This is a genomic window from Paracoccus kondratievae (assembly GCF_009301415.1).
GTDB classification, from domain to species: domain Bacteria; phylum Pseudomonadota; class Alphaproteobacteria; order Rhodobacterales; family Rhodobacteraceae; genus Paracoccus; species Paracoccus kondratievae.
On sequence record NZ_CP045072.1, the window covers coordinates 910820 to 933541 of the forward strand.

25 protein-coding genes and 1 tRNA gene are annotated in these 22722 nt (G+C 60.4%); 14 read left to right on the forward strand and 12 right to left on the reverse strand.

The annotated features are described in order from the left end of the window. The first annotated feature begins 17 nt into the window (after positions 1–17). The 6 genes from ccmE to F8A10_RS04650 all read left to right on the forward strand — a co-directional run bounded on the left by ccmE (position 18) and on the right by F8A10_RS04650 (position 5009). Positions 18–461, forward strand: coding sequence for a cytochrome c maturation protein CcmE (gene ccmE, locus F8A10_RS04625; protein ID WP_010399685.1), 444 nt, complete (start codon positions 18–20; stop codon positions 459–461). Positions 462–536: 75 nt separating this feature from the next. Further along, positions 537–1148, forward strand: coding sequence for a holin-associated N-acetylmuramidase (locus tag F8A10_RS04630; protein ID WP_085502224.1), 612 nt, complete (start codon positions 537–539; stop codon positions 1146–1148). Further along, positions 1139–1669, forward strand: a complete 531-nt coding sequence (locus tag F8A10_RS04635) for a holin family protein (protein WP_406611634.1) — start codon at positions 1139–1141, stop codon at positions 1667–1669. The genes F8A10_RS04630 and F8A10_RS04635 overlap by 10 nt, the downstream gene beginning before the upstream one ends. 88 nt (positions 1670–1757) lie before the next feature. Further along, a complete protein-coding gene (locus F8A10_RS04640; protein WP_152366807.1) occupies positions 1758–3719 on the forward strand; it encodes a heme lyase CcmF/NrfE family subunit in 1962 nt (653 codons plus the stop codon). A gap of 3 nt (positions 3720–3722) precedes the next feature. After that, positions 3723–4175, forward strand: a complete 453-nt coding sequence (locus F8A10_RS04645) for a cytochrome c-type biogenesis protein (RefSeq protein WP_152366808.1) — start codon at positions 3723–3725, stop codon at positions 4173–4175. A 63-nt stretch (positions 4176–4238) separates the two neighbouring features. Then, the gene (locus F8A10_RS04650) at positions 4239–5009 is read left to right on the forward strand and encodes an enoyl-CoA hydratase-related protein (RefSeq protein ID WP_010399674.1); all 771 of its coding nucleotides are present in this window, start codon (positions 4239–4241) and stop codon (positions 5007–5009) included. A 21-nt stretch (positions 5010–5030) separates the two neighbouring features. On the opposite strand, the gene F8A10_RS04655 is transcribed toward F8A10_RS04650, so the two are convergent. The 3 genes from F8A10_RS04655 to F8A10_RS04665 all read right to left on the reverse strand — a co-directional run bounded on the left by F8A10_RS04655 (position 5031) and on the right by F8A10_RS04665 (position 7681). Further along, on the reverse strand, positions 5031–5756 hold the full coding sequence (locus tag F8A10_RS04655; protein ID WP_152366809.1) for an NUDIX domain-containing protein: 726 nt from the start codon (positions 5754–5756) through the stop codon (positions 5031–5033). Next, positions 5753–6187: a DUF983 domain-containing protein gene (locus F8A10_RS04660; RefSeq protein WP_010399669.1), complete on the reverse strand. Its 435-nt coding sequence runs from the start codon at positions 6185–6187 to the stop codon at positions 5753–5755. Before F8A10_RS04660 ends, F8A10_RS04655 begins: the two co-directional genes overlap by 4 nt. A gap of 105 nt (positions 6188–6292) precedes the next feature. Beyond that, entirely contained in the window at positions 6293–7681 is a 1389-nt protein-coding gene (locus F8A10_RS04665; RefSeq protein WP_152366810.1) for a diguanylate cyclase, read from the reverse strand. 115 nt (positions 7682–7796) lie between these two features. Here F8A10_RS04665 and F8A10_RS04670 point away from each other — a divergent pair, with 115 nt between their 5' ends. Further along, entirely contained in the window at positions 7797–8066 is a 270-nt protein-coding gene (locus F8A10_RS04670) for a DUF3572 domain-containing protein (protein WP_152366811.1), read from the forward strand. 18 nt (positions 8067–8084) lie between these two features. Here F8A10_RS04670 and F8A10_RS04675 read toward each other — a convergent pair whose 3' ends face one another. Both F8A10_RS04675 and F8A10_RS04680 read right to left on the reverse strand, forming a co-directional pair. After that, the gene (locus F8A10_RS04675; protein WP_040602310.1) at positions 8085–9446 is read right to left on the reverse strand and encodes an aminotransferase; all 1362 of its coding nucleotides are present in this window, start codon (positions 9444–9446) and stop codon (positions 8085–8087) included. A gap of 132 nt (positions 9447–9578) precedes the next feature. Beyond that, on the reverse strand, positions 9579–9911 hold the full coding sequence (locus tag F8A10_RS04680; protein ID WP_010399661.1) for a TfoX/Sxy family protein: 333 nt from the start codon (positions 9909–9911) through the stop codon (positions 9579–9581). A gap of 65 nt (positions 9912–9976) precedes the next feature. Here F8A10_RS04680 and miaB point away from each other — a divergent pair, with 65 nt between their 5' ends. After that, a complete protein-coding gene (gene miaB / locus F8A10_RS04685) occupies positions 9977–11317 on the forward strand; it encodes a tRNA (N6-isopentenyl adenosine(37)-C2)-methylthiotransferase MiaB (protein WP_193668158.1) in 1341 nt (446 codons plus the stop codon). Positions 11318–11803: 486 nt separating this feature from the next. On the opposite strand, the gene F8A10_RS04690 is transcribed toward miaB, so the two are convergent. Continuing rightward, positions 11804–12181 (reverse strand): hypothetical protein, encoded by a 378-nt coding sequence (locus tag F8A10_RS04690; RefSeq protein WP_010400853.1) that lies wholly within the window; start codon positions 12179–12181, stop codon positions 11804–11806. A 235-nt stretch (positions 12182–12416) separates the two neighbouring features. On the opposite strand from F8A10_RS04690, the gene F8A10_RS21050 reads away from it, so the two are divergent. The 5 genes from F8A10_RS21050 (at position 12417) to F8A10_RS04710 (ending at position 16139) form a co-directional block, all read left to right on the forward strand. Further along, positions 12417–12584: a hypothetical protein gene (locus tag F8A10_RS21050; RefSeq protein WP_010400856.1), complete on the forward strand. Its 168-nt coding sequence runs from the start codon at positions 12417–12419 to the stop codon at positions 12582–12584. A 261-nt stretch (positions 12585–12845) separates the two neighbouring features. Beyond that, the gene (locus F8A10_RS04695) at positions 12846–14060 is read left to right on the forward strand and encodes a DUF6538 domain-containing protein (protein ID WP_227493417.1); all 1215 of its coding nucleotides are present in this window, start codon (positions 12846–12848) and stop codon (positions 14058–14060) included. Beyond that, complete coding sequence (locus F8A10_RS04700) at positions 14051–14239, forward strand: hypothetical protein (protein ID WP_011747547.1); 189 nt, start codon at positions 14051–14053, stop codon at positions 14237–14239. The genes F8A10_RS04695 and F8A10_RS04700 overlap by 10 nt, the downstream gene beginning before the upstream one ends. Further along, on the forward strand, positions 14232–14519 hold the full coding sequence (locus tag F8A10_RS04705; RefSeq protein WP_152366812.1) for a hypothetical protein: 288 nt from the start codon (positions 14232–14234) through the stop codon (positions 14517–14519). The genes F8A10_RS04700 and F8A10_RS04705 overlap by 8 nt, the downstream gene beginning before the upstream one ends. Positions 14520–14615: 96 nt before the next feature. Then, positions 14616–16139 carry a hypothetical protein gene (locus tag F8A10_RS04710; RefSeq protein ID WP_152366813.1) on the forward strand — a complete coding sequence of 508 codons (1524 nt, stop codon included), beginning with the start codon at positions 14616–14618 and terminating at the stop codon, positions 16137–16139. Positions 16140–16290: 151 nt separating this feature from the next. Here F8A10_RS04710 and F8A10_RS04715 read toward each other — a convergent pair whose 3' ends face one another. The 3 genes from F8A10_RS04715 to F8A10_RS04725 all read right to left on the reverse strand — a co-directional run bounded on the left by F8A10_RS04715 (position 16291) and on the right by F8A10_RS04725 (position 18087). After that, the gene (locus F8A10_RS04715; RefSeq protein WP_152366814.1) at positions 16291–17175 is read right to left on the reverse strand and encodes a TerB family tellurite resistance protein; all 885 of its coding nucleotides are present in this window, start codon (positions 17173–17175) and stop codon (positions 16291–16293) included. Continuing rightward, positions 17172–17627, reverse strand: coding sequence for a hypothetical protein (locus F8A10_RS04720; protein WP_010399162.1), 456 nt, complete (start codon positions 17625–17627; stop codon positions 17172–17174). Before F8A10_RS04720 ends, F8A10_RS04715 begins: the two co-directional genes overlap by 4 nt. A gap of 385 nt (positions 17628–18012) precedes the next feature. Then, positions 18013–18087, reverse strand: a tRNA-Gln gene (locus F8A10_RS04725). 95 nt (positions 18088–18182) lie between these two features. Between F8A10_RS04725 and F8A10_RS04730 the strand changes: the two genes are divergently transcribed. Continuing rightward, positions 18183–19412 (forward strand): BaiN/RdsA family NAD(P)/FAD-dependent oxidoreductase, encoded by a 1230-nt coding sequence (locus tag F8A10_RS04730; protein WP_152366815.1) that lies wholly within the window; start codon positions 18183–18185, stop codon positions 19410–19412. On the opposite strand, the gene kdsA is transcribed toward F8A10_RS04730, so the two are convergent. Genes kdsA through F8A10_RS04745 form a run of 3 tightly spaced genes read right to left on the reverse strand, consistent with a single transcriptional unit; the run spans position 19413 to position 22625 of the window. Further along, positions 19413–20246, reverse strand: a complete 834-nt coding sequence (kdsA, locus tag F8A10_RS04735) for a 3-deoxy-8-phosphooctulonate synthase (protein ID WP_010399153.1) — start codon at positions 20244–20246, stop codon at positions 19413–19415. Continuing rightward, the gene (locus F8A10_RS04740; RefSeq protein WP_152366816.1) at positions 20243–21988 is read right to left on the reverse strand and encodes a capsule biosynthesis protein; all 1746 of its coding nucleotides are present in this window, start codon (positions 21986–21988) and stop codon (positions 20243–20245) included. Before F8A10_RS04740 ends, kdsA begins: the two co-directional genes overlap by 4 nt. Further along, positions 21972–22625 (reverse strand): ABC transporter ATP-binding protein, encoded by a 654-nt coding sequence (locus F8A10_RS04745; protein WP_010399146.1) that lies wholly within the window; start codon positions 22623–22625, stop codon positions 21972–21974. The genes F8A10_RS04740 and F8A10_RS04745 overlap by 17 nt, the downstream gene beginning before the upstream one ends. Between the last annotated feature and the right edge of the window lie 97 nt (positions 22626–22722).

Sequence of the window (22722 nt, forward strand, 5' to 3'; positions counted from 1 at the left end):
CTTTGGAAGTTTATACCATGAAATCACTTAAGAAAAAGCGTCGTATCCAGATCATCATCGCTGCTGCGGTGGCCCTTGTTCTGGCGGTGGGGCTGATCGGATATGGGTTTCGTGATGGCATCAACCTTTACCGTTCGCCCAGCCAGATGGCCGAGAATCCGCCATCTCTGGGCGAGATTTTCCGCCTTGGAGGCCTGGTCGAGGACGGCACCCTGATCCGTGGCGCGGGTGAAACGGTCAGCTTTCGCGTCACGGATGGCGGCGCGAGCATTCCCGTGCGCTTTACCGGCGTTCTGCCCGACCTTTTCGCCGAAGGTCAGGGCATGATCGGTACCGGTCGGATGGAGGGTGACACCTTCATCGCCACCGAAATTCTCGCCAAGCATGACGAGAATTATATGCCTCGTGAGGTGATAGATTCGCTTAAGGAACAGGGCGTTTACGAGGATCCGAACTCCTGACGCAACGCGCGCTGTGGTAACCGCCCGTTAACCTGACTTCTCCAGCTTTTGGTCTCTTTCAGACCGGGGGCTGGAATGAAGACTGTAGAACAGATCGCGGCCGAAATCGTCGCCCGCGAAGGTGGATATGTAAACGATCCCGACGATCCGGGTGGGGCGACAAATTTCGGCGTCACACTTGCGACGTTAAGGCGGCTTGGTATCGACAAGACCGGCGACGGGCGGATTGATGCGGCGGATGTCAAGGCACTGACCCGCGCTGACGCGAACGCCATTCTTGTCGAGCATTACTTTCGCAGGCCGCGTCTTGCCGAGCTGCCTCAATCGGTGCAGCCGTCCGTCTTTGACATGTATGTCAATGCCGGGGCCAATGCAGTGAAGATCCTGCAACGGCTGATCTCTCAGATGGGGTTTCTGATCGCGGATGACGGCATCGTCGGGCCTTTGACGATCACCGCGGCACATCAGGCCGATGCCGCTGCGCCCGATCATTTCGCTGACGCTTATGGTATCGCGAGGCGCAATTACTACTACGCGCTGGCTGACACCCGTCCGGCCAGCCGAAAATTCGCCCGTACGCGTTCGGGGGGCAAGGGCGGATGGATCCGGCGTGCCGAAGAATTTATCTCGGCCCGCTATCACCTGACCATGACAGAACATCGCGAGAGGATCGCAAAATGGGGGTAATGGATCGTTTCCTGGGTGCCGGCGCCGCTGTCGCCACCGTAACCAATGCCGCGACCGGCATGGCGGGACTGTTTCGTGAGAACGCGACCCGCCGCATGGAGCTGGACGAAGAGGCCTATGCCCGCGCGATTGCCCAGTACGGGGCCGAGTTCTCGATCCAGCCCTGCAACTGGTTCGACAGCCTGATGAACGGGCTGAACCGTCTGCCGCGACCGCTGATGACGCTGGGGACGGTCGGACTGTTCGTCTATGCCATGGCTGATCCCGAAGGGTTCGGTCTGCGTATGCAGGGGCTGAACCTTGTTCCCGAACCGTTGTGGTGGCTGCTGGGTGCTGTCATCAGCTTTTATTTTGGTGCGCGTGAGGCGCATTATTTCCGTACCCGGCCGATCATTCCGGCAAGTGCAGGTCCGGGACAGATGGGGGTAAAACCTCTTGCGACGGCACAGGCAGATCGGGCCGAGAGTGTAGCCGACAACCCGGCCTTGAGCGATTGGCTTGCTGCTGGCGGGACACGCTAGCGAGGCTGTGACAAGATGGCAGGCGCGGAGGGCTGGTTTGCTGTCCGCGCCGTCGCTATTGTGCGGGCCAGCCACCCGGAGGAAGCCTATGATCGCCGAACTTGGCCATTTCGCCCTGATCCTCGCCCTTGCGGTGGCGATCTTTCAGGTCATCGTGCCGATGGTCGGTGCCGCCCGGGGGTGGAGTGGCTGGATCGAGGCCGCGCGCCCCGCTGCGCTGGCGCAATTCGGCCTGATCGGCATTTCCTTTGCGGCGCTGACCGTGGCCTTTGTCACCTCGGATTTTTCGGTCGCACTGGTCTATGAGAACTCGCATACCGCCAAGCCGATGATCTACAAGATCAGCGGCGTCTGGGGAAACCACGAAGGCTCGATGCTGCTGTGGGTGTTGATCCTGTCGCTTTTTGGGGCGGCGGTCGCGATCTTTGACGCCAACCTGCCGCCGAAACTGCGGGCGCGGGTGCTGGCAGTGCAGGCGGCAATTGGCATGTCGTTTCTTGCCTTTATTCTATTCACCTCGAACCCGTTCCTGCGCATGGCTAGCCCGCCTTTCAATGGCCGCGACCTGAATCCGTTGCTGCAGGACCCGGGCCTCGCCTTTCATCCGCCGTTTCTTTATCTTGGCTATGTCGGGCTTAGCATGGCCTTCAGCTTTGCGGTCGCAGCGCTGATCGAGGGGCGTGTCGATGCCGCGTGGGCGCGTTGGGTGCGGCCCTGGACGCTGGCCGCCTGGATATTTCTGACCATCGGTATCGGCCTTGGTTCGTGGTGGGCCTATTACGAACTCGGCTGGGGTGGCTTCTGGTTCTGGGACCCGGTCGAAAATGCCAGCTTCATGCCCTGGCTTATTGCGGCTGCGCTGCTGCATTCGGCCATTGTCGTCGAAAAGCGCGAAGTGCTGAAAAGCTGGACCATCCTGCTGGCGATCATGGCCTTTGGCTTTTCGCTGATCGGCACTTTCATTGTGCGTTCTGGCGTCATCACCTCGGTTCACAGCTTTGCCAGCGACCCCGAGCGCGGCGTGTTCATCTTGCTGATCCTTGGGGTATTTCTGGGTGGGGCGCTGACGCTGTTCACCTTCCGTGCCCCGGCGATGCAGGCGCGGGGTGCATTCGCCCCCGTATCACGCGAAGGGGCGTTGGTGCTCAACAACATCCTGCTGGCTGTCTCGGCCTTTGTGGTCTTTGTCGGGACGATGTGGCCTCTGGTTGCCGAAATGCTGTGGGATCGCAAGCTATCGGTTGGCGCGCCGTTCTTTGAGCAGGCCTTTACGCCCTTCATGGTGGCGCTGGCGATCATTCTGCCGCTGGGGGCCATCCTGCCGTGGAAACGCGGCCGGCTTGCCCGTGTGCTATATCCGCTGCGCGGGGCACTGGTACTGACCGGGGCTGTCATGGCGCTGATCTTTGCGGTCTCGACCGGGCGTTCTGCGCTTGCCGTGATCGGAGGCGGGCTGGGGGTATGGCTGGTCGGCGGCGCGGTTGCGGATTTGTGGTTGCGCACCGGAAGTTCGGGTTTTGCGCGCCTGCGGCGGCTGCCGCGCGCTGATTGGGGTAAGGCGGTGGCCCATGCCGGGCTGGGCGTTACCTTTATCGGCATCAGCCTTCTGATGGCCTGGCAGGTCGAGGATATTCGCGTCGCCCACATTGGCGAGACGTTCCGCGTCTCTGCCTATGACATCACCCTTACCGAGGTAGACGAGCGTCCCGGCCCGAACTATCAGGCCACCGTTGCGACGATGAAGGTCACCCGTGATGGCCGTCAGGTCGCGGTGCTTTATCCCGAAAAGCGGATCTATCCGGTTCAGGCAATGCCAACGACCGAGGCGGCGATCCAGAACGGTATGTTCCGCGACCTTTATCTGGTGATCGGCGATACGCAGCCTGACGGAGGCTGGGCGGTCCGCACCTATATCAAACCCTTTGCCAGCTGGATCTGGCTTGGTGTGGCTTTGATGGCGCTTGGCGGTTGCATCAGCCTGTCGGACCGCCGCTATCGCGTTGCAGCCGGTGCGCGTCAGTCCCGTCCCAGCCCTCAGCCGGCCGAGTGAAACATGCGCATCCTGATTCTTTGCCTGTCGCTTGTATTCGCGTTTCCTGCCTTTGCGGTTCAGCCCGACGAGGTGCTGGCCGATCCCGCGCTTGAGGCACGGGCGCGCGAGATCTCGCGCGTGCTGCGCTGCCCAGTCTGTCAGGGTGAGACGATCGACGAATCAAACGCTCCGATCAGCCGTGACCTACGGCTTTATCTGCGCGAGAGGCTGGTCGCAGGCGACAGTAATGATCAGGCGATTCAGGCGGTCGCAGACCGTTTCGGTGAATACGTTCTCTTTGAACCTCCGGCGCAGGGCGTGAATTGGCTGCTTTATCTTGCCGGACCGGTCATGGCGCTGCTTGCGCTTGTGCTGGGCTGGCGCTTCCTGCGGGCGCGGAATGTGGCCGAAGTGGGCCCGACTGAGCTTAGCGACGAGGAAAAGGCCCGGCTTGACAAGATCATGCGCGACTGACGCTGGGTCGGGCTTTCCCCCTGTGCCGCTCTTCGGCAGGATGGCTGAAAGAGGGGAATGAGGATGAGCTTTCAGACAATTGAACTGACGAGTCAGGACGGAATCACACGTCTGGCGCTGAATCGGCCTGACGTTGTGAACGCGCTTAACCGCACCATGCGGGCCGAGATCGTTTCTGCGATGATGAACCTGCCGCAGGGCACACGCTGTGTGGTGCTGACCGGGAACGGGCGCGGTTTCTGCTCGGGTCAGGATCTGACGGATGCGACTGCGGGCTTCAACGTCGAAGAGATCCTGCGCGAGGAATATGAGCCGATGCTGGCCGCGATCGCCGATGCTCCGGTCCCGGTGATTGCAGCGGTAAACGGGATCGCGGCAGGGGCGGGGGCCAATCTGGCGCTGGCAGCCGACGTGGTGATCGCTGCGGAAAGTGCCGGTTTTGTGCAGGCATTCAGTCGCATCGGGCTGATCCCCGACGCGGGCGGGACCTATATCGTGCCACGCTCGGTCGGGGTGCCGCGGGCCATGGGGATGATGCTTTTCGCCGACCGTATCCCGGCTGCCAAGGCGGCAGAGTGGGGCCTGATCTGGGAGGCGGTTTCGGACGCTGAGTTTGATTCGGTGATTGCCGCCCGCGCCAAATCGCTGGCCGAAGGGCCGACAGCGGCCTTTCTGGCCATCCGCCAGGCTCTGCGGGCCTCAAGTGGAAACAATATGGCCAGCCAACTGAAGCTTGAGGCGAAATTGCAGGGAGAAATGGCCCGAACCGCCGATTTCGCCGAGGGTGTTACGGCATTTCTGGAAAAACGCGCCCCCCGCTTTAGGGGGCGGTGAAGCCAAGATAGCCGGGCGGCTTCAGGCGATACGCATAAATCGTGGTGTCGCCGCCCGGTTGTCAAAGAATGGTACGGACTGCGGTGGCCCAAGTGGCCCGGTGCCGGCGCTGGACAGCAGGCTTGCCACCTCGGCCAACACCACCTCGGTGATGAAGGGAAGATCTAGTGCCCGCGCCTCGGTTAACGGCACCCAGTGCAGATGTGAGAGTTCGTCACAGGCGCCGCTGAAATCATGCCGGTTGCCATGCAGCCGCTCGGCGTCAAGCAGCAGGAAACGTGCATCAAAACGGCGCGGACGGCCGGGCGGGGTGATCGCGCGGAACATATAGATCAGCGTTGAGGGATCGGGGGCCAGACCCGCGTCGGCATAATGGCTCCATCCGCTTGGGGCGGGGCCGGGGGGGCCGATCATCAGCCCGGTTTCCTCAGCGAGCTCGCGCAGAGCGGCGGCGGCGAGTGCACGGGGCGACACCTGCACATCTTCACGTGGTTTTGCCGCCAATAGTGCGGCCGTCTGTTGCTGCAACTCCGCAGCAAATTGCACATCTGCGTCGGCCGCGTCGACTGCGCCGCCAGGAAAGACGTACTTTGAGGGCATGAAGGCGGCCGAAGCACCCCTTTGGCCCATCAGGACCGATGGCCCATCCGGCGTATTGCGATCAAGCACGATGACGGTGGCGGCATCGCGGATCGGCTGCTCTCTGGTGGCGCGATTGGGGGTAAGGATCCCGGTTGCGGTAGTCACGGCGCGTCGGCCTCGACTCTGGCTGAGTTCCCGCCAAAGCCATGCATGCGGCGCGCCCATTGAAAGCCGATCATCCCGCCCTTGATCCGCGGCAGCAGCAGCAGAGACAGAACCACCGCGCCAAGGCCAAAGCCGATCAGCATGGCCATGGCCGAGGGCCGATATGCCATGAAGATTGCCAAAAGCAGCGGCGCGCCGAGATGCGAGACCAAAAGGATGGTCAGGTAAGCCGGCCCGTCATCGGCGCGCTGGTGGTGCAGCTCTTCTCCGCAATGCGGGCATGCTGCGCGGACGGTCAGATAGCCTTTGAACAGCCGGCCATGCCCACAGCTTGGGCAGCGGCCCATAGCGCCACGCAGGATCGCGGGCTTGACGGGACGCTCGGGCTGGGCGGCATCGGAATAGGCATTGGGCGAGGCGGCATGAGCCATTGGGCACGTTCCTTTCCTGTTCCCAAACTATGTAGGACAACCGCCCCCGAAAGGAAAGTACGGCGGGAGTCGGATCCGGGCGCGACAATCGGCTGCATGCGGAGTTCATGCCAAAGCTATATGCGAGGCCATGACGATGCGGTTTCGCCCCGAGGATTTGGCATTCAAAAGCGCCCGGTCGGCGCTGGCAAGCAGAACGTCGGGTTCAAGCGAAAGCGCGTCACCTCGTCCCTGACCGACCACCACGCCGACGGAAACGGTGACGGTCAGCTCCTTGCCGAGCCCCCCCGGGGGCAGGGTGACGGGGCTGGCCATGACCGCGTGGCGCATCTGCTCGGCCACACGCCGCGCCCCCTGCCCAGAGCAATCGGGTACGACTGCCAGGAACTCTTCTCCGCCTATGCGGGCAAGCAAGGCGTGTTCGGGCAGGGTGGCAGCGAGGCGGGCGGCCGTTTCGGTGAGTACCGCGTCGCCGGCGGGATGGCCGTGGATGTCATTGACCTGTTTGAAACGGTCGAGATCCAGCAGCATCACGGCCAGATCTATCTGAACTTCGCGGGCTTCGGCGGCCAGCTCTGCGAGGCGCGGCAGGGCAAAGCGCCGATTGTGAAGCCCGGTCAGCGGATCGGTCATCGCCCAGCGCATGTTGCGCTGAGTCTCTTGCCGGCGGTGGTCGGCGAGCTGCTTGCGTGCAAGTTGCGTTTGCAGGCGAATCGCCGCTTCGGGCGCGGTCTGTGGGCTGGCAAGGTTCCAGGGCAGTACATCCCCCGCGCCGAGATCCAGCGCGACCGGCATCATTACCGCCTGATCCGGCCGCAGCGCGACGACGAGGCCTGCGTCGCGCGACAGCGGACGCGAGCGCAGTTCGGACAAGAGACGCAGCCCGTCGCCAGGCTGCTGAATATCCGCCGCAATCAGATAAAGATCGGCAGCCCGCCCCGAGGTGGCCTCGGCCAGGGCGCGCTCGCTTTCGCTGATCGAGATGGAGAAATCGACCCGGTTTTGCAGGGCATTGCGCCATCCCATTGCCGTGCTTGGCTGGTCGGCGATAAACACTGCGCGCGAGTGGCTGTCGTCCAGGAATGGCGCAGGTTCCTCGGCCAGGCCGGGAATCGATTCCTCGGCCGCTGCGCATTCATGCCGCATCAATCCGCGAATGCGGGCCAGCAAGGTCAGATCGTCCCCACCGGGGTCAATCAGTCCTGCTGCGCCGGCGCGCAGAGCCTCGACCCGCTCGCCGCCACTTGCCTGAACGAGGATTGGCCGCTTGGCGCCGCCGGGCAGCGACCGCAAAGCCGTGCAAAGTGCGGCGCCTTCCATATCGCGCAGGCTGCCTCCGATCAGGACGATATCCGGATGGATCTGCCGGGCGAGCTGCAGCGCCTCGACCCCCGTAGTGGCGGTCGTGACCTCATAACATGCCGCAGCCAGCCGCACCTTCATGGTGATGCGATTGGTCGGTACGCCGTCGACGACAAGAATATGCCCTGTCATGGTCAATTTCGCTTCTTATCAGCTTTCCCGCCCCGCAATCATGCGCCAGATTGTTTAACAAATCCTTTCCGGGTCGCGTGAAATCGCCCTGATCGTTCAAGAATGTGAGAGCAGCATGACACCGAAAGAGGCGCGAGATATCGCAGATGCAGGCTTTGCCTATATCGCCAGGGATGCAGAACTGGTCCGGGTGCTGTTGATGGAATCGGGCAGCGATGCCGCTGGTTTGCGTGCCATGGCTGCGCGGCCGGAATTTGCGGTTTTTGTGCTGGATTTTCTGCTTGAGTACGATCAGCGTGTGCTGGATTTCGCTGAAAGCGAACATATCGCGCCGCAGCGGGTGCAGATGGCGCGTGTGGTTCTGGGTGGGGGCGACCCCTGGTAAGGGGTCGCCCAAGTCAGGTCAGGCAACCTCGGCAAAGACCTTATCGAGGGCTTTTTCGAGTTTATCGAACATCTCATCCATCTGCGCCTCGGTCAGGATAAAGGGCGGACAAAGGACGACGGACTGACCAAGCGGCCGGCAAATCAGCCCCAGATCGGTGCAGGTATTGGCGATACGCTCGCTGACCGACAGGTTGCCGTCGAACGGCGTCTTGCTTGCCTTGTCCTTGACAGCCTCCAGCGCCCACATGAAGCCGATGCCGCGATATTCACCGATGTTCGGGCGCTCGGCGATATGTTTCAGCCTTTCCTCGAAACGGGGGGCAAGGCGGCGGACGTTCTCAGCCAGCCCTTCATTCATCACCACGTCGATTGCTTTCAGCGCAATAGCACAGCCGACCGGATGGCCCGAGGCGGTAAAGCCATGGGGGAATTCCTCGATCGCCTCGATTGCGGTTTCCAGCCGTTTGGAAAGTTCCGGGCCAAGGATCACCGCCCCCATGGGGAAAAAGCCCGCTGTAAGATTCTTGGACGAGATGATTGCATCGGGTGTAAAGTCATAGGTCACGCAGCCCCAGGTGTTACCGGTGCGTCCGAAACCGCAGATCACCTCGTCCGAGATGACCGGGATGTCATATTTGCGCAGGATTGGCAGGATCGCCTGGAAATACCCCTTGGCCGGGGGAATCACGCCGCCCGCGCCCATCACCGGTTCGGCAAAGAAACCGGCGATGGTGTCGGCGCCCTCGCGCTGGATCGTTTCCTCCAGCTCGCGGGCGAGGCGGGCGACGAACTGCTCTTCGGTTTCGCCCTCTTCGCCATAGCGCCAGTAATGCGGGCAGGTCAGATGCACAAAGCCCGGCAGCGGCAGGCCAAAGACCGAATTATAGGGCTTGCCGGTCATGCTGGCCGAAACGGCGGTCACGCCGTGATAGGCGTTCCAGCGGGTCAGGATCTTGCGCTTTTGCGGTTTGCCCTCGGCTGCATGCAGGAACCATAGCATCTTGACCATGGTGTCATTCGCCTCGGACCCCGAGTTTGTATAGAACACCCGGCCCGAATCAAAGGGCGACACCTCGACCAGCTTTTCCGACAGCATTACCGTCTGATCGGACATGCGGCCGAAAAAGGCGTGATAACCGGGAAAACGCTCGTATTGGGCCTTGGCGGCGTCGATCAGCCCCTTGTGGTCAAAGCCCGCGACCATGTTCCACAGGCCCGAGTTGGCGTCCAGATAACGCCGGCCATTCACATCGACGATATAGGGTCCCTCGCCATGGGTCACGACGACCGTGCCGCGCTGATGCAGCGAAGGCATGTCGGTGAAACCATAGAGCGAATAGGTCTCGGCCCGGGCTTCCCAGCTTTGCGGTTTGTTCATCTCGTCAGCCTCCATCTGCGCTTTATCTGCAGGCTATCCGGGCGTCAGCGGCGGTTCAATGGGGCGGTGTGGCCCTTTGGACCAAGTGCCGGGCGCGGGGGTCGCCCTTTGGCAAACTGCCAGCCGGGACGGTTAAACTGCCGCCGGGCGAGGCAGGCCAATCTGGTCAAGCTCAGCCTCGATGGCGCTGAGCGGGTTGGCGCGTGTCTCGGCCACCAGCGCATCGAATTGCGCGCGCAGCGCCGCTTTTTCTGCGCCCTGGCAATCGTTCCACGGCCTGCCTTGCAACCCCATATGCAGGACGTAATAGCCGATGAAATGGGGCCGCTCTCCGGCGTTGATCAGGGTGCGATAGGCCTCATGCGCGCCGAGGCGGCGCAGGGTCGCGGCATCGGGGATACCGGCCCCGATCAGGGCGCGGGCGGTCGCAGGGCCGATATTCGGGACTGAGGTCAGGTCGCTCATCTCGCCACACTTTCCAAGCCGGGCTTATTCCTGTATCAGCATGCGGACCTCAAGGACAGCACGGCATGAGTGACGAAGCCAGCAAGACCGCTCCGGTGATGAAGAAACTTTTCATCAAGACCTATGGCTGCCAGATGAACGTCTATGACAGCCAGCGCATGGCCGAGGCCATGGGTGCCGAGGGCTACGTCCTGACCGAGAACCAGGCCGAAGCTGATATGGTTTTGCTGAACACCTGCCATATCCGTGAAAAAGCGGCAGAAAAGCTATATTCCGATCTTGGCCGGCTTAAACCGCTCAAACTGGAAAAGCCTGATCTGAAGATCGGCGTCGCGGGATGCGTCGCGCAGGCCGAGGGCGAAGAGATCCAGCGCCGTATGCCCATCGTTGACCTGGTGGTCGGACCGCAGGCCTATCACCGCTTGCCGGCAATGGCTCGTGCCGGGCGGGGCGTCGATACCGAATTCCCGGCAGAGGACAAATTTGAGCATCTGCCCAAACCTGCTGCCGCAACCCGCCGCGCCCCCGCGGCCTTCCTGACCGTGCAAGAGGGTTGCGACAAGTTCTGCGCCTTCTGCGTGGTGCCCTATACCCGCGGGGCCGAGGTCTCGCGTCCCGTCTCGCGCATTCTGGCCGAAGCGCGCGATCTGGTCTCTCGTGGTGTGCGCGAGATCACGCTGTTGGGGCAAAACGTCAACGGTTGGCATGGCGAGGGGCCCGAGGGCCGCGAATGGGGTTTTGGCCGCCTGATCCGCGCTATTGCCGAGATCGAGGGGCTGGACCGCATCCGCTATACCACCAGCCATCCCAATGACATGGCTGATGACCTGATCGAGGCGCATCGGGATGAGCCAAAGCTGATGCCTTATCTGCATCTGCCGGTGCAATCTGGTTCGAACAGCATTCTGAAGGCGATGAACCGGCGGCATACCGTGGACCAGTACCTGCGTCTGGTCGAGCGTATCCGCAAAGCCCGTCCTGACATCATGCTGACCAGCGATTTTATCGTCGGCTTTCCGGGAGAGACTGATCAGGACCATCGTGACACGCTGGCGCTTGTGCGCGAGGTGAATTTCGGCACGGCTTTCAGTTTCAAATATTCCCCACGCCCCGGTACACCGGCCTATGAACGGCCTTGCATTGACGACGCGGTTGCCGATGCGCGATTGCAAGAGTTGCAGACCCTGCTGACAAGCCAGCAGCGTGCGGCTCAGGAAAGCATGGTCGGGCGCGAACTGGGTGTCCTGTTCGAAAAACCGGGCCGCAATCCGGGACAGATGGTCGGCAAGTCCGACTATCTTCATGCGGTCTTTGTCGAGGCGCCTGAGGCCAGGGTTGGCGATCTGGTCCGGGTGCGCATCACCTACAGCGCCCCGAACTCGTTGGCTGGCGAACTGGCTGCCTGAAGCAGTCTGTAGGCTCGCAAACACAAAGCCCGCCTGGTGAATGGCGGGCTTTTTAGTTTCAGGGCCGAGCAACCGTGCAGGCCCTCTCTGCGCTTTGTGGGGGGGCGATCTGGATAGGTTCTTGGCCCTGCAGATCGAATGTTACTGGCGCTATCGGCCAGCAGTTTCGGCGCTGCCGTACCCTGCCGGGGGGTGCTTGCGGTCCTGTCTTGCTAACAAAGAGAAACGCTTCTTTGTCATTCGTTACGGGCTTGAGGTCCGGAAACGTGCAACACCTAAAGGCAACCGCTGTGACGGTAAGCTACTGAAATTTCAGAGGAAGTTTTTGGCTGGGGCGGTAGGATTCCTGCTAGACGGAAGATCCGGTACCAGAATGTTGCCAGTCGTTGGCAGGGCGGGGCGATAGGTGGGGCACATGGCCCGATGACGCTATGGCCCTTTCCTGGCTTGAAACGAGCTAACCCGCGCTAAGGAGTCTTGCAGATATCAGGTCAGCGTCGCTTGCAGATCGAAAGTCTCTTTTTCGTCTTTGGTGCACGTTCCCAAGGCGTTATACGTCTTCATGCTATACCTGAACTGACAGGTCATATGGCTCCCCTTGTTGGAGCGGAGGATTGCGTTTCCGTTGCCGGCATCGCCTGAAAATCCCAGAACGCCGGTGTCTCTCACGGCCATCCATGTGCCGGTGTATTGTTCGTCGCCGATAGTAAGGTTCGCTTTCCCTGAATTGCCGAACGCGGTGTTTTCCAGGGTGCCTGTTCCCTGTTGACCCGTTGAGCGGCTAGTGATCGTCACCGCTGGCGAGCATGCGGCCAGTAGGGAGATCGTGACTAGGAAGGCGGCATGGTTCGGGAACAGCTTCATCTATACCTCCAAGACCGAACTGTGCAGGCAGTCTATCTCTAGCAGTCAACTGAATTTCAAGCCCTTTTGATGGCGCGTGATCAAAATTTGTATTGACGACAGTGACGAGCCCATGGGGTCGCCTAGACAGCTTTCCAAAGAGCCCGGCTAGCGTGGGCTTTGCATGGTCGCCAGAAACGCGAAAAACGAGGGCAGGTCCGTATCTGAAATAGAAGTAGATACAGGAGCTTACTTGATGAACAAAAACAACTTCCAACGCATTGTCAAGCACACCTTTCGTGCAATCAGACGTTGGCTAAGCCTGCTGCTGATCGCGTGGGTGGCATCCCGCATCAGCCGTGAACTTGCCATGGCGATCTACACGGAAGCTCTCAAGGCGGGGTGGTACGATGCAGCCCGGTGACGTGGCGGTTATCTCTGCCTTCGATGACGTACCGGGATACCTGTTCCAGACCGAGCGGGTGCCGGACGACCATGTGACAGGGATTACTCTCATTGGTCCTCTGGCGGGGAATACAGAGAACCGGACTTCCCGATGATTCCCAGGGTCTTGGACCCGAAAACCAGATGGCTGGGAACTCAGCAGTCCCTCTAAGCCAAAGCAACCAATCGGAAAAATCAGAAACACTAGAGGAATGGGGCGGATGCCCCAGATGGAGGTCGCATGTCTGTGCGGATCAAATACGCATATCTCAAGCAGCAAACTTGGCTGTATCGCAGGAACTACCCCAAGGAACTCCAGCCTGTTCTGGGGCAGGCCATGAAGCAGTCGCTGAAGACAGGGGATGCCCGCATCGCCAAGGCACGGGCCGCCGAGGTCAATGCCAAGTATGAGGAGGTGTTGGCGAAGGCGAGGGCGGGGCAGGTGGTGGAGAAGCCGGTGCCCGTGATGGTGGCGCCGCCGGTGTTCTCGCCCGTGGTGCTGGTAGGGCGCAGGACAGTCAAGGAACTTGCCCGGACTTATCTCAATCAACGGTCGCGGCAACTTCGGCATGGCGGGTTCAAGTCGGTCAGATTCTCGGTCGGGCTGTTCGTGTCGGCCTATGGGACGAGGCAGATCGGCGCCGTCACACGTGACGATGCCGTGGCCTTCGTGCGGAAGGTGGCGCTGCTCGGCTGTCATGCCGGGAAGTCGTGGCGAACCCGTGGCTATGGGCTGGATCAACTCATTCAGGCCAGCCGTGGCGATCGTATTTCTGCCCGGACGCAGCGGCGGACGGTTAGTCAGGTCGCGCATTTTCTCGACTGGGCGGTGTACGAAGGCGAGTTAGTGGCGAATCCCTTCAAGACCGTGCGGGTGGAGGCAAAGGGCAAAAACCGTAGCTACGCGGCACTGACGGATGCCGAGGTCGGGAAGCTGGTGGACTTAGACGATTCCCGGATCGGTGACGTCCTGCTGTTCTGCCTGCTGACCGGGATGCGAGCCGGTGAAGCTGTTGGGCTGGTCAGGGAGGATTTGGTCTGGAAGGGCAATCTGGGCTGGTTCGTCTGGGTCAGGCCCAACGCGGTCAGGACGCTGAAAACTGATGCTGCCGAACGCTTTATCCCGCTGCATTCAGCCCTGACTCCGGTTCTGGAAAGGCTGCCGAGGCAGGGGCGGCTGTTTCCTGATCTGACGGTTTCGGTCGTGACCAAGCGGTTCGCCACCATGCGGAAAGCTCTGGCGCTGGACCGGCCCGGTGTCGTGTTCCATTCCACCCGGAAATGGTTCGTGACGCAGTGCGAGCGGGCAGGGGTGCCGGAGCATTTCACGGCATCCATCGTCGGGCATCAGTCGGCACGGTCGGAGAACAGGATGACCTATGGCATCTACTCCGCCGGGATCAGCAATGAGCAGAAGCGCGAGATCGTCGAGAAGGTGGGGTTGCCATGCCTCTGATACCTGACATTGACGAGTTCGAGGAAAGGGCCGCTATCATGGAATATGATGGCGGTTTTTCTCGTTCCATGGCCGAGGATCGGGCGGCGCAGGAGCAGGGTTTCCGGGACGCGGCCCAGTTCAGGGAGGCTCTTGCCTATTACCTGCACACCGGGCGTCTGGGAGGTTGGAATGACTGAACCCCTGGAGGTCTATGCGCTGGTGCAGCGTGAGGGGCGATGGTGGCTGCCCTACGGCCCAGAAGCCGATGCCGAAGCTTTGGCACGGGTCTTCAACAGCGATTGCTCGGTGGTGTTCCTTGGACCTGATGGTGGCAGCCTTGCCTATGATGTCACGAACGAGGGGGAGGAGGTGGTCAGGCTCGATGGTGGGGCATGGCTTCCTCTGACATCAACCGTCCTTGCCCCGTGGCAGCAACAAGCCATTGAGCTTGTGATGGATGCCATCGATTGCATGTAGGCTTTTCCTCGGCGGCTTCGGTCGCCGGGGATCACCCACTTTTCTTTTTTTGTTCGGAGGCCCAAATACAACATCAAACACGGATGCGGGGGAAAGATGCAGCAACAGTTACAAGGGGATGAGCCAGCCAACGAGAAGCAGGAGGCGATCTTTGATCCTCAGCATTCCCGGCCTCTGAACACCACGATCTGGACGGAAGACCCCGCCTTGGTAAGCCTGGTGCAGGATATCTGGAACCAGCACTTTGCTACCGGGGAGGCAGAGAAGCAGAAGGGCGGCAAGAAACCCAGACGGCCTTATATCGAACAGCTACGGGTCTTGGTGACGGACCTTTATCTGGCGTGGCAGGAGGATCCTCTTCTATGCTTGGGTATGCCCTTCTCGGAGGGGGCATGGGATAGCCAATCCCGCTATAACCCCTTGGGGCTTTCCAAGCATCTGGTGGTGCTGGTGAAACAGCTACAGGCGGCGGGTCTCGTGCGAGTATCGGCGGGTAGCTATGCCGCCCCTGGAGCAAAGGGGAACCGGACGGGCAGGATACAGGCCAGCACGGAGCTTCAGAAACGATTCGAGGCGTTGGTTGTTGATGGTCGAGCTATCCAGGTAGTCCCCTCGGAATGCATTATCCTGAAGGAGGGTGAAGGGGATTATAGTCGTGCAGTGGAATACCAGGACACCGATAACACCCACTGCATGAGGCAGGTGTTGACGGCCTATAACGATCTGCTGGCACAGACCTTCATCGACATCCCCACCCTGGAGCAGCCGTGGGTCGTCCGGCAGGACAACAGGGGAAAGGACATCAGGGTCGCTGTCGGACCTCGCCATCAGCTTGTCAGGCGAATATTCAGCCGGGGTTCATGGGAGATGAACGGGCGGTTCTATGGGCCGTGGTGGCAGGGGCTGAATAGCAAGCTACGATCACAGATATTCATCAATGACACTCCGACTGTCGAGATCGACTTCAAAGCCATGCACATCCAGATTCTGGCAGCGCAGCAAGGGGTGGAGCTTCCTCCTGATCCCTATGAGCTTCCCCCTGGACAGTTCCCCGATACCGATCCTGATGAGCAACGCAGGCTGGTCAAGCAACTGGTGCTGACGGCTCTGAATGCCAAGGATACTCGTTCTGCCTGCTCAGCCTTTCGGGAAGGGCTTAAGGCTGGACATCCCGGGAAACACTTGAAGAATACTACCCTCCAAAAGACCATCGACGCCTTTAGCGAGCATGTCCCGGCGCTGGCGGATAGCCTTTGCTCGGATGTAGGCATCAGGTTGATGTTCACCGATTCCCAGATCATGGAGCGGGTGATCGACCGCTGTACCTTCATGGGGCTGCCTGTCCTGACCGTGCATGACAGTGCCATCATCCCCTATACCCACAGCAAAGTATTAGAAGAAGCGATGAAGCAGGCTGCTGTTGAGGTGGTCGGTCGGGAAATTCCCTTGGAAGCCAAAGCTCTAGGATTGGACCATGATAGCTGGAAGGATGACCCTGCTTATGTTCGACTGGATTTCCAGACATGCCGAGAGACGGAACGCTGTGAGGGATACCTGACGAGACTCAAGGAGTGGGAGAATACTACCGGAAGAGAAGTGGTTCCTTTCAACATCCTCTAAGAGAAGATAAGAAAGAAGAGAATTAAGAAGGAGGAGAATACACGAGGAGATTATCCATGCTTCTTCTTCTTCTTCCCTTCCTTCCCCATACTTATACGTATCAGTGAGTTCTGGGTGTATCAGCCATTGCTTGAGGGGCAGGGGCAGGATACTACTGATCGGCCTTGCCGTTCCGCCCGAGCTTGCTTCCGATCCATCCGGTCGCAGAGGATACCGCTGCACTGGTCCTCTTGGCTACGCGTGACAGGCTGGCAACCACGGAATTCTGCTCATCGAGCGACCGGATGACCCGGTCAATCGCCATTTCCTCGCGCTCGTCCAGCCTTCCGTCTGCCTCTGCGACCTCGGTCAGCAGGCGTTTGATCTCTTGTTGCAGGATTCCGAACTTGCAGTCCGGGTTTCCATGAACGAACTCGGCAAGTACTCGCGTCATATCGGTCAGGCGCGACTTGTCATCGTTAGCGCCGAGAACGGCTAGAGCATGGTCCACATAGTCGGGGTCGTAGCCCCAGTCTTCCACGAAGTAATCCCTGACGACCTGAACCTCTCGCGTATCGACATGACCATCAATCGCGGCGACCTTTAGCGAAAGGGCACCTATCAGATCAAGAATCGATGTGCCTAACAGATCCAAGGGCGTGTTCAGGAACCTTGGCACGGTGTCCACACGCGACTGGCTGTATCCTCTGAACAGCCGGGCTACCCCGTAGCAAGCCCCTCCGGTGGCGACGGCAGCGGCAGCAACAACGACTATGGGCGTGGTGACCGGTGCTGTTAAAGGCAAAGCGGCCCACACTGCTGCAAACCCGGTCTTGCCAAAGAACGTCGTGGCGACCAAGCTCGACTTAGCCGCCGCCGCGCCACTTGCAGCAGCCCCCGAAACATCCAACAGATTACGGAAGCCCTTAACCACCTTCAGGCTTGTATAGGCGTCGTCCCCGATCCCCAAGCGTGCCTTGAATTTGACGTCATTCGCCACGACACGCTTGACGGCATCGAAACCGGCGCGTTGTTCCTCTTCGCTCAGATCGGTCATACTCGCACCGTGCTGAAGACCGCAAACTGTGCTGCGAAGCGATCCATGGCCTGCTTCGCGGCATGCTGCCGGATGTCTTCGATTGCACCAGCCGTCACCCCGATCAGGAGCAAGAGTTTGCTGAGAAGGACAGCGAGTAGCCCGCCGATCCATGGCACCGCCCCGACCAGCGTCGTGACGGCTAGCGCAACCGCCACCCCAAGAAGCGTGTTCGGCATGTTATCGACCAGCCACATGGCCATGCCGAGAATTCTCCGTCCGATCGCCACCACGGCCTCGCCGATCTTTACGGTGAACCCCGCCAGATCATAGAGAAGCGCCTTGAGATCAGCCGACAGGCTGGTGCTGTCGAGATACGCCTTGATCTTCCGTAGCGTTGGACCGGATTGGCAGAATTCGATTGCCTCTTCGACGGTGCGTGGCGGTTCGGTATTTCCAAAAGGCAAAGACATATGAGCAGTTCCCCAACAGTACGGCAGGCTTGCGAGGCTTCCAACATAACAGACGGAAACTCCAGCAAACCTTAGCTGGGTATCTTGCCTGGCTGCAAGAGAGGTTTATCTGTTCTGACTAATAAGACAGCACAAGGAATGGCGTGACGGCATTGCTTGGTAGATCGAAGATGCCGACGATCACTCTTTCGTTCCAAGAGGGGAGCCAGACAGCGAACCGAAGGAGGGCAACCCTGGGGCATCTCTTGGGGCATAACCCCGTCCGTCGCCCAACCGCCATGACGAGTCAGGTCACGAGCTGATCTAGGCTATCCCGTCAAAAAGGTTCGGAAAGATTGCGTCCCTGAGGACATAAAATCCCATCTTCTCAGTGACTTAGATGAATTGGCTGGGGCGGTAGGATTCGAACCTACGGTACACGGTACCAAAAACCGTTGCCTTACCACTTGGCCACGCCCCAACTGTGTGGGGGTATCTAGCCAAGCTGTCCGAGGGGTGCAAGAGGCAAAAAGGAAAAATCTTGTGGATAGCTGACAGACATTCTATGCGCCGCGCATGGAACAGGTCGACACCGTCATTCTGGGCGCCGGCGCCGCAGGTCTTTTCTGTGCCGGTACGATTCTTGAGCTGCTGAGTGAGCGGGCGGGCCGGGTCCTGATCCTAGATCATGCCCGTGCACCGGGAGAAAAGATTCGCATCTCGGGCGGCGGGCGGTGTAATTTTACCAACCTTGCTACAGCGCCGGATCGCTTTGTCTCGGCCAACCCGCGCTTTGCTGCCTCTGCGCTGGCGGGTTTCAGGCCTGCCGACTTTGTCGCGCTGGTTGACCGGGCGGGAATTGCCTGGCACGAAAAGACCCTCGGGCAGCTGTTTTGCGACGGCAGCGCCCGGCAGATCATCGATCTGCTGCTTCATCGTATGCGCGGGGCTGAGCTACGGCTTGGGATCACGGCAGAGGGGGTCGAACCGGAACCGGAGGGCGGCTTCAGGATAGCGACCTCGCAAGGTGTGATTACTGCACAGCAGGTGGTTGTGGCGACGGGAGGGAAATCCATCCCGAAGATGGGCGCGACCGGCATTGGCTATGACATCGCCACGCGCTTTGGGCTGTCGCTGATCGAGCCGAGGGCAGGGCTGGTGCCTCTGACCTTTGCTCAGCAGGATCTGGATCTCTGCCGCCCTCTGGCCGGGCTGTCGGTCTCGGCCGAGGTCAGCCATGGGGCAGGCCGCAGTCGCAGCCGGTTCCGCGATGGGCTGCTTTTCACCCATCGTGGCCTGTCGGGGCCGGCGATTCTGCAGATCTCGAATTTTTGGCGGGCGGGAGAGCAGATCATAGTCGATCTGGCTCCGGACACCGATCTGGCTGCTGAGCTGCGCGCGCTTCGTGGTGAGAGCGGGCGCGTCGCTGTAGCAACTGCGCTGGCGCGCTGGTTACCGGCCCGGCTGGCTGATGCAATTGCCGCTGAGACCGGATCAGGTGGTGCGCGCCTTGCTGATCAAAACAATGCTGTGCTTGACCGGCTGGCAGCGCGGGTCAATCGCTGGACGCTGCGCCCGGTCGGTTCAGAGGGCTGGCGCACCGCCGAGGTTACCGTCGGCGGTGTCGATACCCGGGCGCTTGATTCCCGGACCATGCAGGTGAAATCAATCCCGGGCCTCTATTTCATTGGAGAGGTCGTGGATGTGACCGGCTGGCTTGGTGGTTATAATTTCCAATGGGCATGGGCCTCGGCTCATGCTGCAGGCAAGGCGATTGCGGCGGCCAAAGTAGTGGCCGCCAGCTGATTACTCCATCACCGGATCGGACTTTGCCAGCGCGTCAAAGCGTATCAGAGATTCGATCAACGCCGGCATCCGCTCAAGCCGGATCATATTCGGTCCGTCAGAGGGCGCGTTGTCCGGGTCCTGATGCGTTTCGATAAAGACGCCGGCAACGCCGATGGCCACTGCGGCACGGGCCATGACGGGGGCAAACTCGCGCTGTCCGCCCGACGCTCCGCCTTGGCCGCCGGGCTGCTGCACCGAATGGGTTGCGTCCATGATCACCGGCCAGCCGGTGCGCGCCATGATCGGCAGACTGCGCATATCGGCGACCAGAGTGTTGTAACCAAAGCTGACGCCGCGTTCGGTCAACAGGATTCGCTCATTGCCGGTAGAGGCGACCTTTTCGGCGACATTGGGCATGTCCCAAGGGGCAAGAAACTGGCCTTTCTTGATATTTACCACTGCCCCCGTCTCTCCCGCTGCCAGCAGCAGATCGGTCTGTCGCGACAGGAATGCCGGAATCTGGATCACATCGACCACGGTCCCGGCTGTTTGCGCCTGCTCGATATCATGCACATCGGTCAGGACCGGACAGCCGATGCGGCTGCGCACCTCTTCCAGCATGCGCAGCCCCTCTTGAATGCCAATGCCACGCCGGCCCTTCAGAGAGGTGCGGTTGGCCTTGTCATAGCTGGCCTTGAAGATGAACCCCGCACCAGCCTTGCGGCATGCCTCTGCCATGGTTTCAGCAATCATCAGAGCATGATCCAGAGTTTCAAGCTGGCAGGGGCCAGCAATCAACACCAGCGGCAGATCGTTTCCAAAGGTGACGTTTCCAGCCTGGACATGTTTCATGAAGATACCTGTTCGCGAAGGATCGAGGCCGTCAGCGAAAGCATCAGGTAAATTCCCGAAAAGATCAGGAGCGCCACGATCGTATTTTGAAGTGCTTTAGGATAGGTCGCCTCGTCCGGGGGGACAGGTGCGACCGAAAGGGAAAGATAACGCACCTGCTTGTTCGCTTCGACCCGCGCAGCTTCCATCTGTGCAGCGGCGGTGGCCAGCAGTTCCTGCCGGGTAAGCAGATCAGATTCTGCGATGCGGATTTCACCCGAAATCGCAGCCAAAGAACCGCGGGCGTCATCGCCCTCGGTCAGCTGATCGCGCGTCTCGGCCAACATCTCTTCAAGCCGGCTGATATCGCCCCTGACCCCCGCAACACGGCTTTGGTTGGGTTGCTCGTTGGACAGCAACTGCCCCAGCTCAAGCTTTTTCCCGGAGATCTGGCGTTCAAGTTCAGCAATCCGGTTCATGATCACCGAACCCTCGGCCGCGGGATCAAGTACACCCAGCTTTTGCTGCAATTCCTGAACGCGGCGCTGCGCCTGCTGCACCTTCGCTTCGGCGTCCTCATAGCTTTCGATCGAGCCCTTCATCTGATCAGAGCGTAGACGGGCGGTCATCTGGTCTACCTGACCCTCGGCATATTTTATCAGGGCCATAGAAAATTCCTGGCTGAGGTTCGCATTGGGGGCGATCACCTCCATGTTGATCACGCCCTCGGTGGGGTCGTAGCCGATTCTTACCAGGCTTTTATACAGTTTGTAGGCCTGCTCGTTCGTCGCATCAGGGGGCAGACGCAGGATCGGGTCAATCTCAGGAGCCTGGAAAGCGCGCTTGAAGCCCAGATCCTTGTCCAGCCGCAACATGGCATCGCGTGAGGTCAGATAGCTTTGCACCGAGACTGAATCGGTGTTGTTGCCAAGCATCGAGCCGCCAAACAGCCCCCCCACACCACTGGATCCGGCCTTTTCAGCCTGCTGGATCTGGAACTGCGATATCGTGGAGTACAGCGGCGTTGCGATGGTAAAATAGTAGATCCCCGCGATCAGCGTCGGCAGGCCGACGAAAGCCGCTAGGCGCAGGAACAGCATGATCAGCTTGCGTCGGCGACGGCGGGCGATGTCCTGCTGGATCCGCAGGATCTCGGCGGCGCGGCGATCCTCGGTCATCGCCTCGCGGGAAGGAAGCTGGGGTCCGCCGGGTGGTACCGGAACGATTTCGGTCCCGCGGCGGCGTCCGCCGTTCGGGGCGGGGACCGGCATATTGGAGCCGCCTTTCCTGTCCGGATGGTCCGGGCCTTGCAGCCGTGCGCCCTCTTCGGACAGCAGTTTGCCAACCGAGGCGCGGTGAAAGGGGTCGATGCCGCGTTCGCGCAGACGCACGACGGCCTCGTAGTCCGACTGAACCTCGATCTCGTGCATGGCAGCGATGCGGCGGGCCATGCGCAGCTGGCGGTCGGTCAGGTTTTCTGCCCGCACTGCGGCGATCTGCTCTTCTATCAAGGCGTCCGGCGGGCGCTCGACGGCTTTGGCCGGTTTCGGCTCCGCACCGGGAAAGCGCATGTCGCCAAACCCATCCTCGTTGGTGCTGAAGAGTTGCTCCGGCGCCTTTCCGGGCGCGGGGGGCGGATTGTGCTTGTGAACCTGCACCTGTACCTTGCGAGCCGTTTCGACTGCGCGCGAGGCCGTGCCGGTCGCCAGAACCGATTCTTCGCGGTTGATGCGATAGGCGCGCGCCTTAGGCGGTGTAGTCATAATATTGCCTTGCCTCTTCGAGGGTTTCAAAGTGATAAAGCTTGCCGTCGCGCAGGACGGAAGCTGAACTGCAGAACTTCTCGATGGTTTCCGCCTGGTGCGAGACGACCACGACGGTGGCGGATTTCAGGCGTTCGTATAGCACCGATCCGGCTTTGCGGTTGAACTCCGGGTCTGTTGTTGCGGGCATCCCCTCGTCGATCAGGTAGATATCAAATTCCAGCGCCAACATCAGTGAGAATGTAAAGCGCGCGCGCATACCGGCGCTATAGGTGCCGACCGGCATGTCGAAATATTCGCCGACATCGGTAAGCCAGCGGCAGAAGGCTTCGACATAGTCAGGGTCGAGCCCGTAAATGCGGGCGATAAAGCGGGCGTTTTCGGTCGCTGTCAGGCTTGATGTGATCCCGCCCATGAAACCCAGTGGAAATGAAACGCGACAATCCGAACGAATCGTGCCCTCATCAGGCTTTTCCAGCCCGCACATCATATTGATGATCGTGGTTTTCCCGGTGCCATTCGGGGCCAGAATCCCCATAGACTTGCCAAGCTCGATCCGGAACGAGGCGCGGTCAAGGATCACCTTGCGCTGGGTTCCAGTCCAGAACGACTTGGAAACGTTATCGAATTCGATCATCTGGCCGGCCTGATCCCTTCGCCTGCCTCAGTGCAGGTTCACAATAGCTACTATATACACTGTCTCTGACCGAGCCTGAACGGCCCGGCTGCCGCGG

Coding starts and splice junctions, on each gene's coding strand:
- miaB (WP_193668158.1), top strand. CDS start 9,977: ATGAGTGACGAAGCCAGCAAGACCGCTCCGGTGATGAAGAAACTTTTC.
- F8A10_RS04730 (WP_152366815.1), top strand. CDS start 18,183: ATGGAACAGGTCGACACCGTCATTCTGGGCGCCGGCGCCGCAGGTCTT.
- F8A10_RS04680 (WP_010399661.1), bottom strand. CDS start 9,911: ATGAGCGACCTGACCTCAGTCCCGAATATCGGCCCTGCGACCGCCCGC.
- F8A10_RS04710 (WP_152366813.1), top strand. CDS start 14,616: ATGCAGCAACAGTTACAAGGGGATGAGCCAGCCAACGAGAAGCAGGAG.
- F8A10_RS04645 (WP_152366808.1), top strand. CDS start 3,723: ATGCGCATCCTGATTCTTTGCCTGTCGCTTGTATTCGCGTTTCCTGCC.
- F8A10_RS04660 (WP_010399669.1), bottom strand. CDS start 6,187: ATGGCTCATGCCGCCTCGCCCAATGCCTATTCCGATGCCGCCCAGCCC.
- F8A10_RS04650 (WP_010399674.1), top strand. CDS start 4,239: ATGAGCTTTCAGACAATTGAACTGACGAGTCAGGACGGAATCACACGT.
- F8A10_RS04630 (WP_085502224.1), top strand. CDS start 537: ATGAAGACTGTAGAACAGATCGCGGCCGAAATCGTCGCCCGCGAAGGT.
- F8A10_RS04675 (WP_040602310.1), bottom strand. CDS start 9,446: ATGAACAAACCGCAAAGCTGGGAAGCCCGGGCCGAGACCTATTCGCTC.
- F8A10_RS04700 (WP_011747547.1), top strand. CDS start 14,051: ATGCCTCTGATACCTGACATTGACGAGTTCGAGGAAAGGGCCGCTATC.
- kdsA (WP_010399153.1), bottom strand. CDS start 20,246: ATGAAACATGTCCAGGCTGGAAACGTCACCTTTGGAAACGATCTGCCG.
- F8A10_RS04665 (WP_152366810.1), bottom strand. CDS start 7,681: ATGACAGGGCATATTCTTGTCGTCGACGGCGTACCGACCAATCGCATC.
- F8A10_RS04695 (WP_227493417.1), top strand. CDS start 12,846: ATGTCTGTGCGGATCAAATACGCATATCTCAAGCAGCAAACTTGGCTG.
- F8A10_RS04720 (WP_010399162.1), bottom strand. CDS start 17,627: ATGTCTTTGCCTTTTGGAAATACCGAACCGCCACGCACCGTCGAAGAG.
- F8A10_RS04705 (WP_152366812.1), top strand. CDS start 14,232: ATGACTGAACCCCTGGAGGTCTATGCGCTGGTGCAGCGTGAGGGGCGA.
- F8A10_RS04670 (WP_152366811.1), top strand. CDS start 7,797: ATGACACCGAAAGAGGCGCGAGATATCGCAGATGCAGGCTTTGCCTAT.
- ccmE (WP_010399685.1), top strand. CDS start 18: ATGAAATCACTTAAGAAAAAGCGTCGTATCCAGATCATCATCGCTGCT.
- F8A10_RS04740 (WP_152366816.1), bottom strand. CDS start 21,988: ATGACTACACCGCCTAAGGCGCGCGCCTATCGCATCAACCGCGAAGAA.
- F8A10_RS21050 (WP_010400856.1), top strand. CDS start 12,417: ATGAACAAAAACAACTTCCAACGCATTGTCAAGCACACCTTTCGTGCA.
- F8A10_RS04690 (WP_010400853.1), bottom strand. CDS start 12,181: ATGAAGCTGTTCCCGAACCATGCCGCCTTCCTAGTCACGATCTCCCTA.
- F8A10_RS04640 (WP_152366807.1), top strand. CDS start 1,758: ATGATCGCCGAACTTGGCCATTTCGCCCTGATCCTCGCCCTTGCGGTG.
- F8A10_RS04635 (WP_406611634.1), top strand. CDS start 1,139: ATGGGGGTAATGGATCGTTTCCTGGGTGCCGGCGCCGCTGTCGCCACC.
- F8A10_RS04715 (WP_152366814.1), bottom strand. CDS start 17,175: ATGACCGATCTGAGCGAAGAGGAACAACGCGCCGGTTTCGATGCCGTC.
- F8A10_RS04745 (WP_010399146.1), bottom strand. CDS start 22,625: ATGATCGAATTCGATAACGTTTCCAAGTCGTTCTGGACTGGAACCCAG.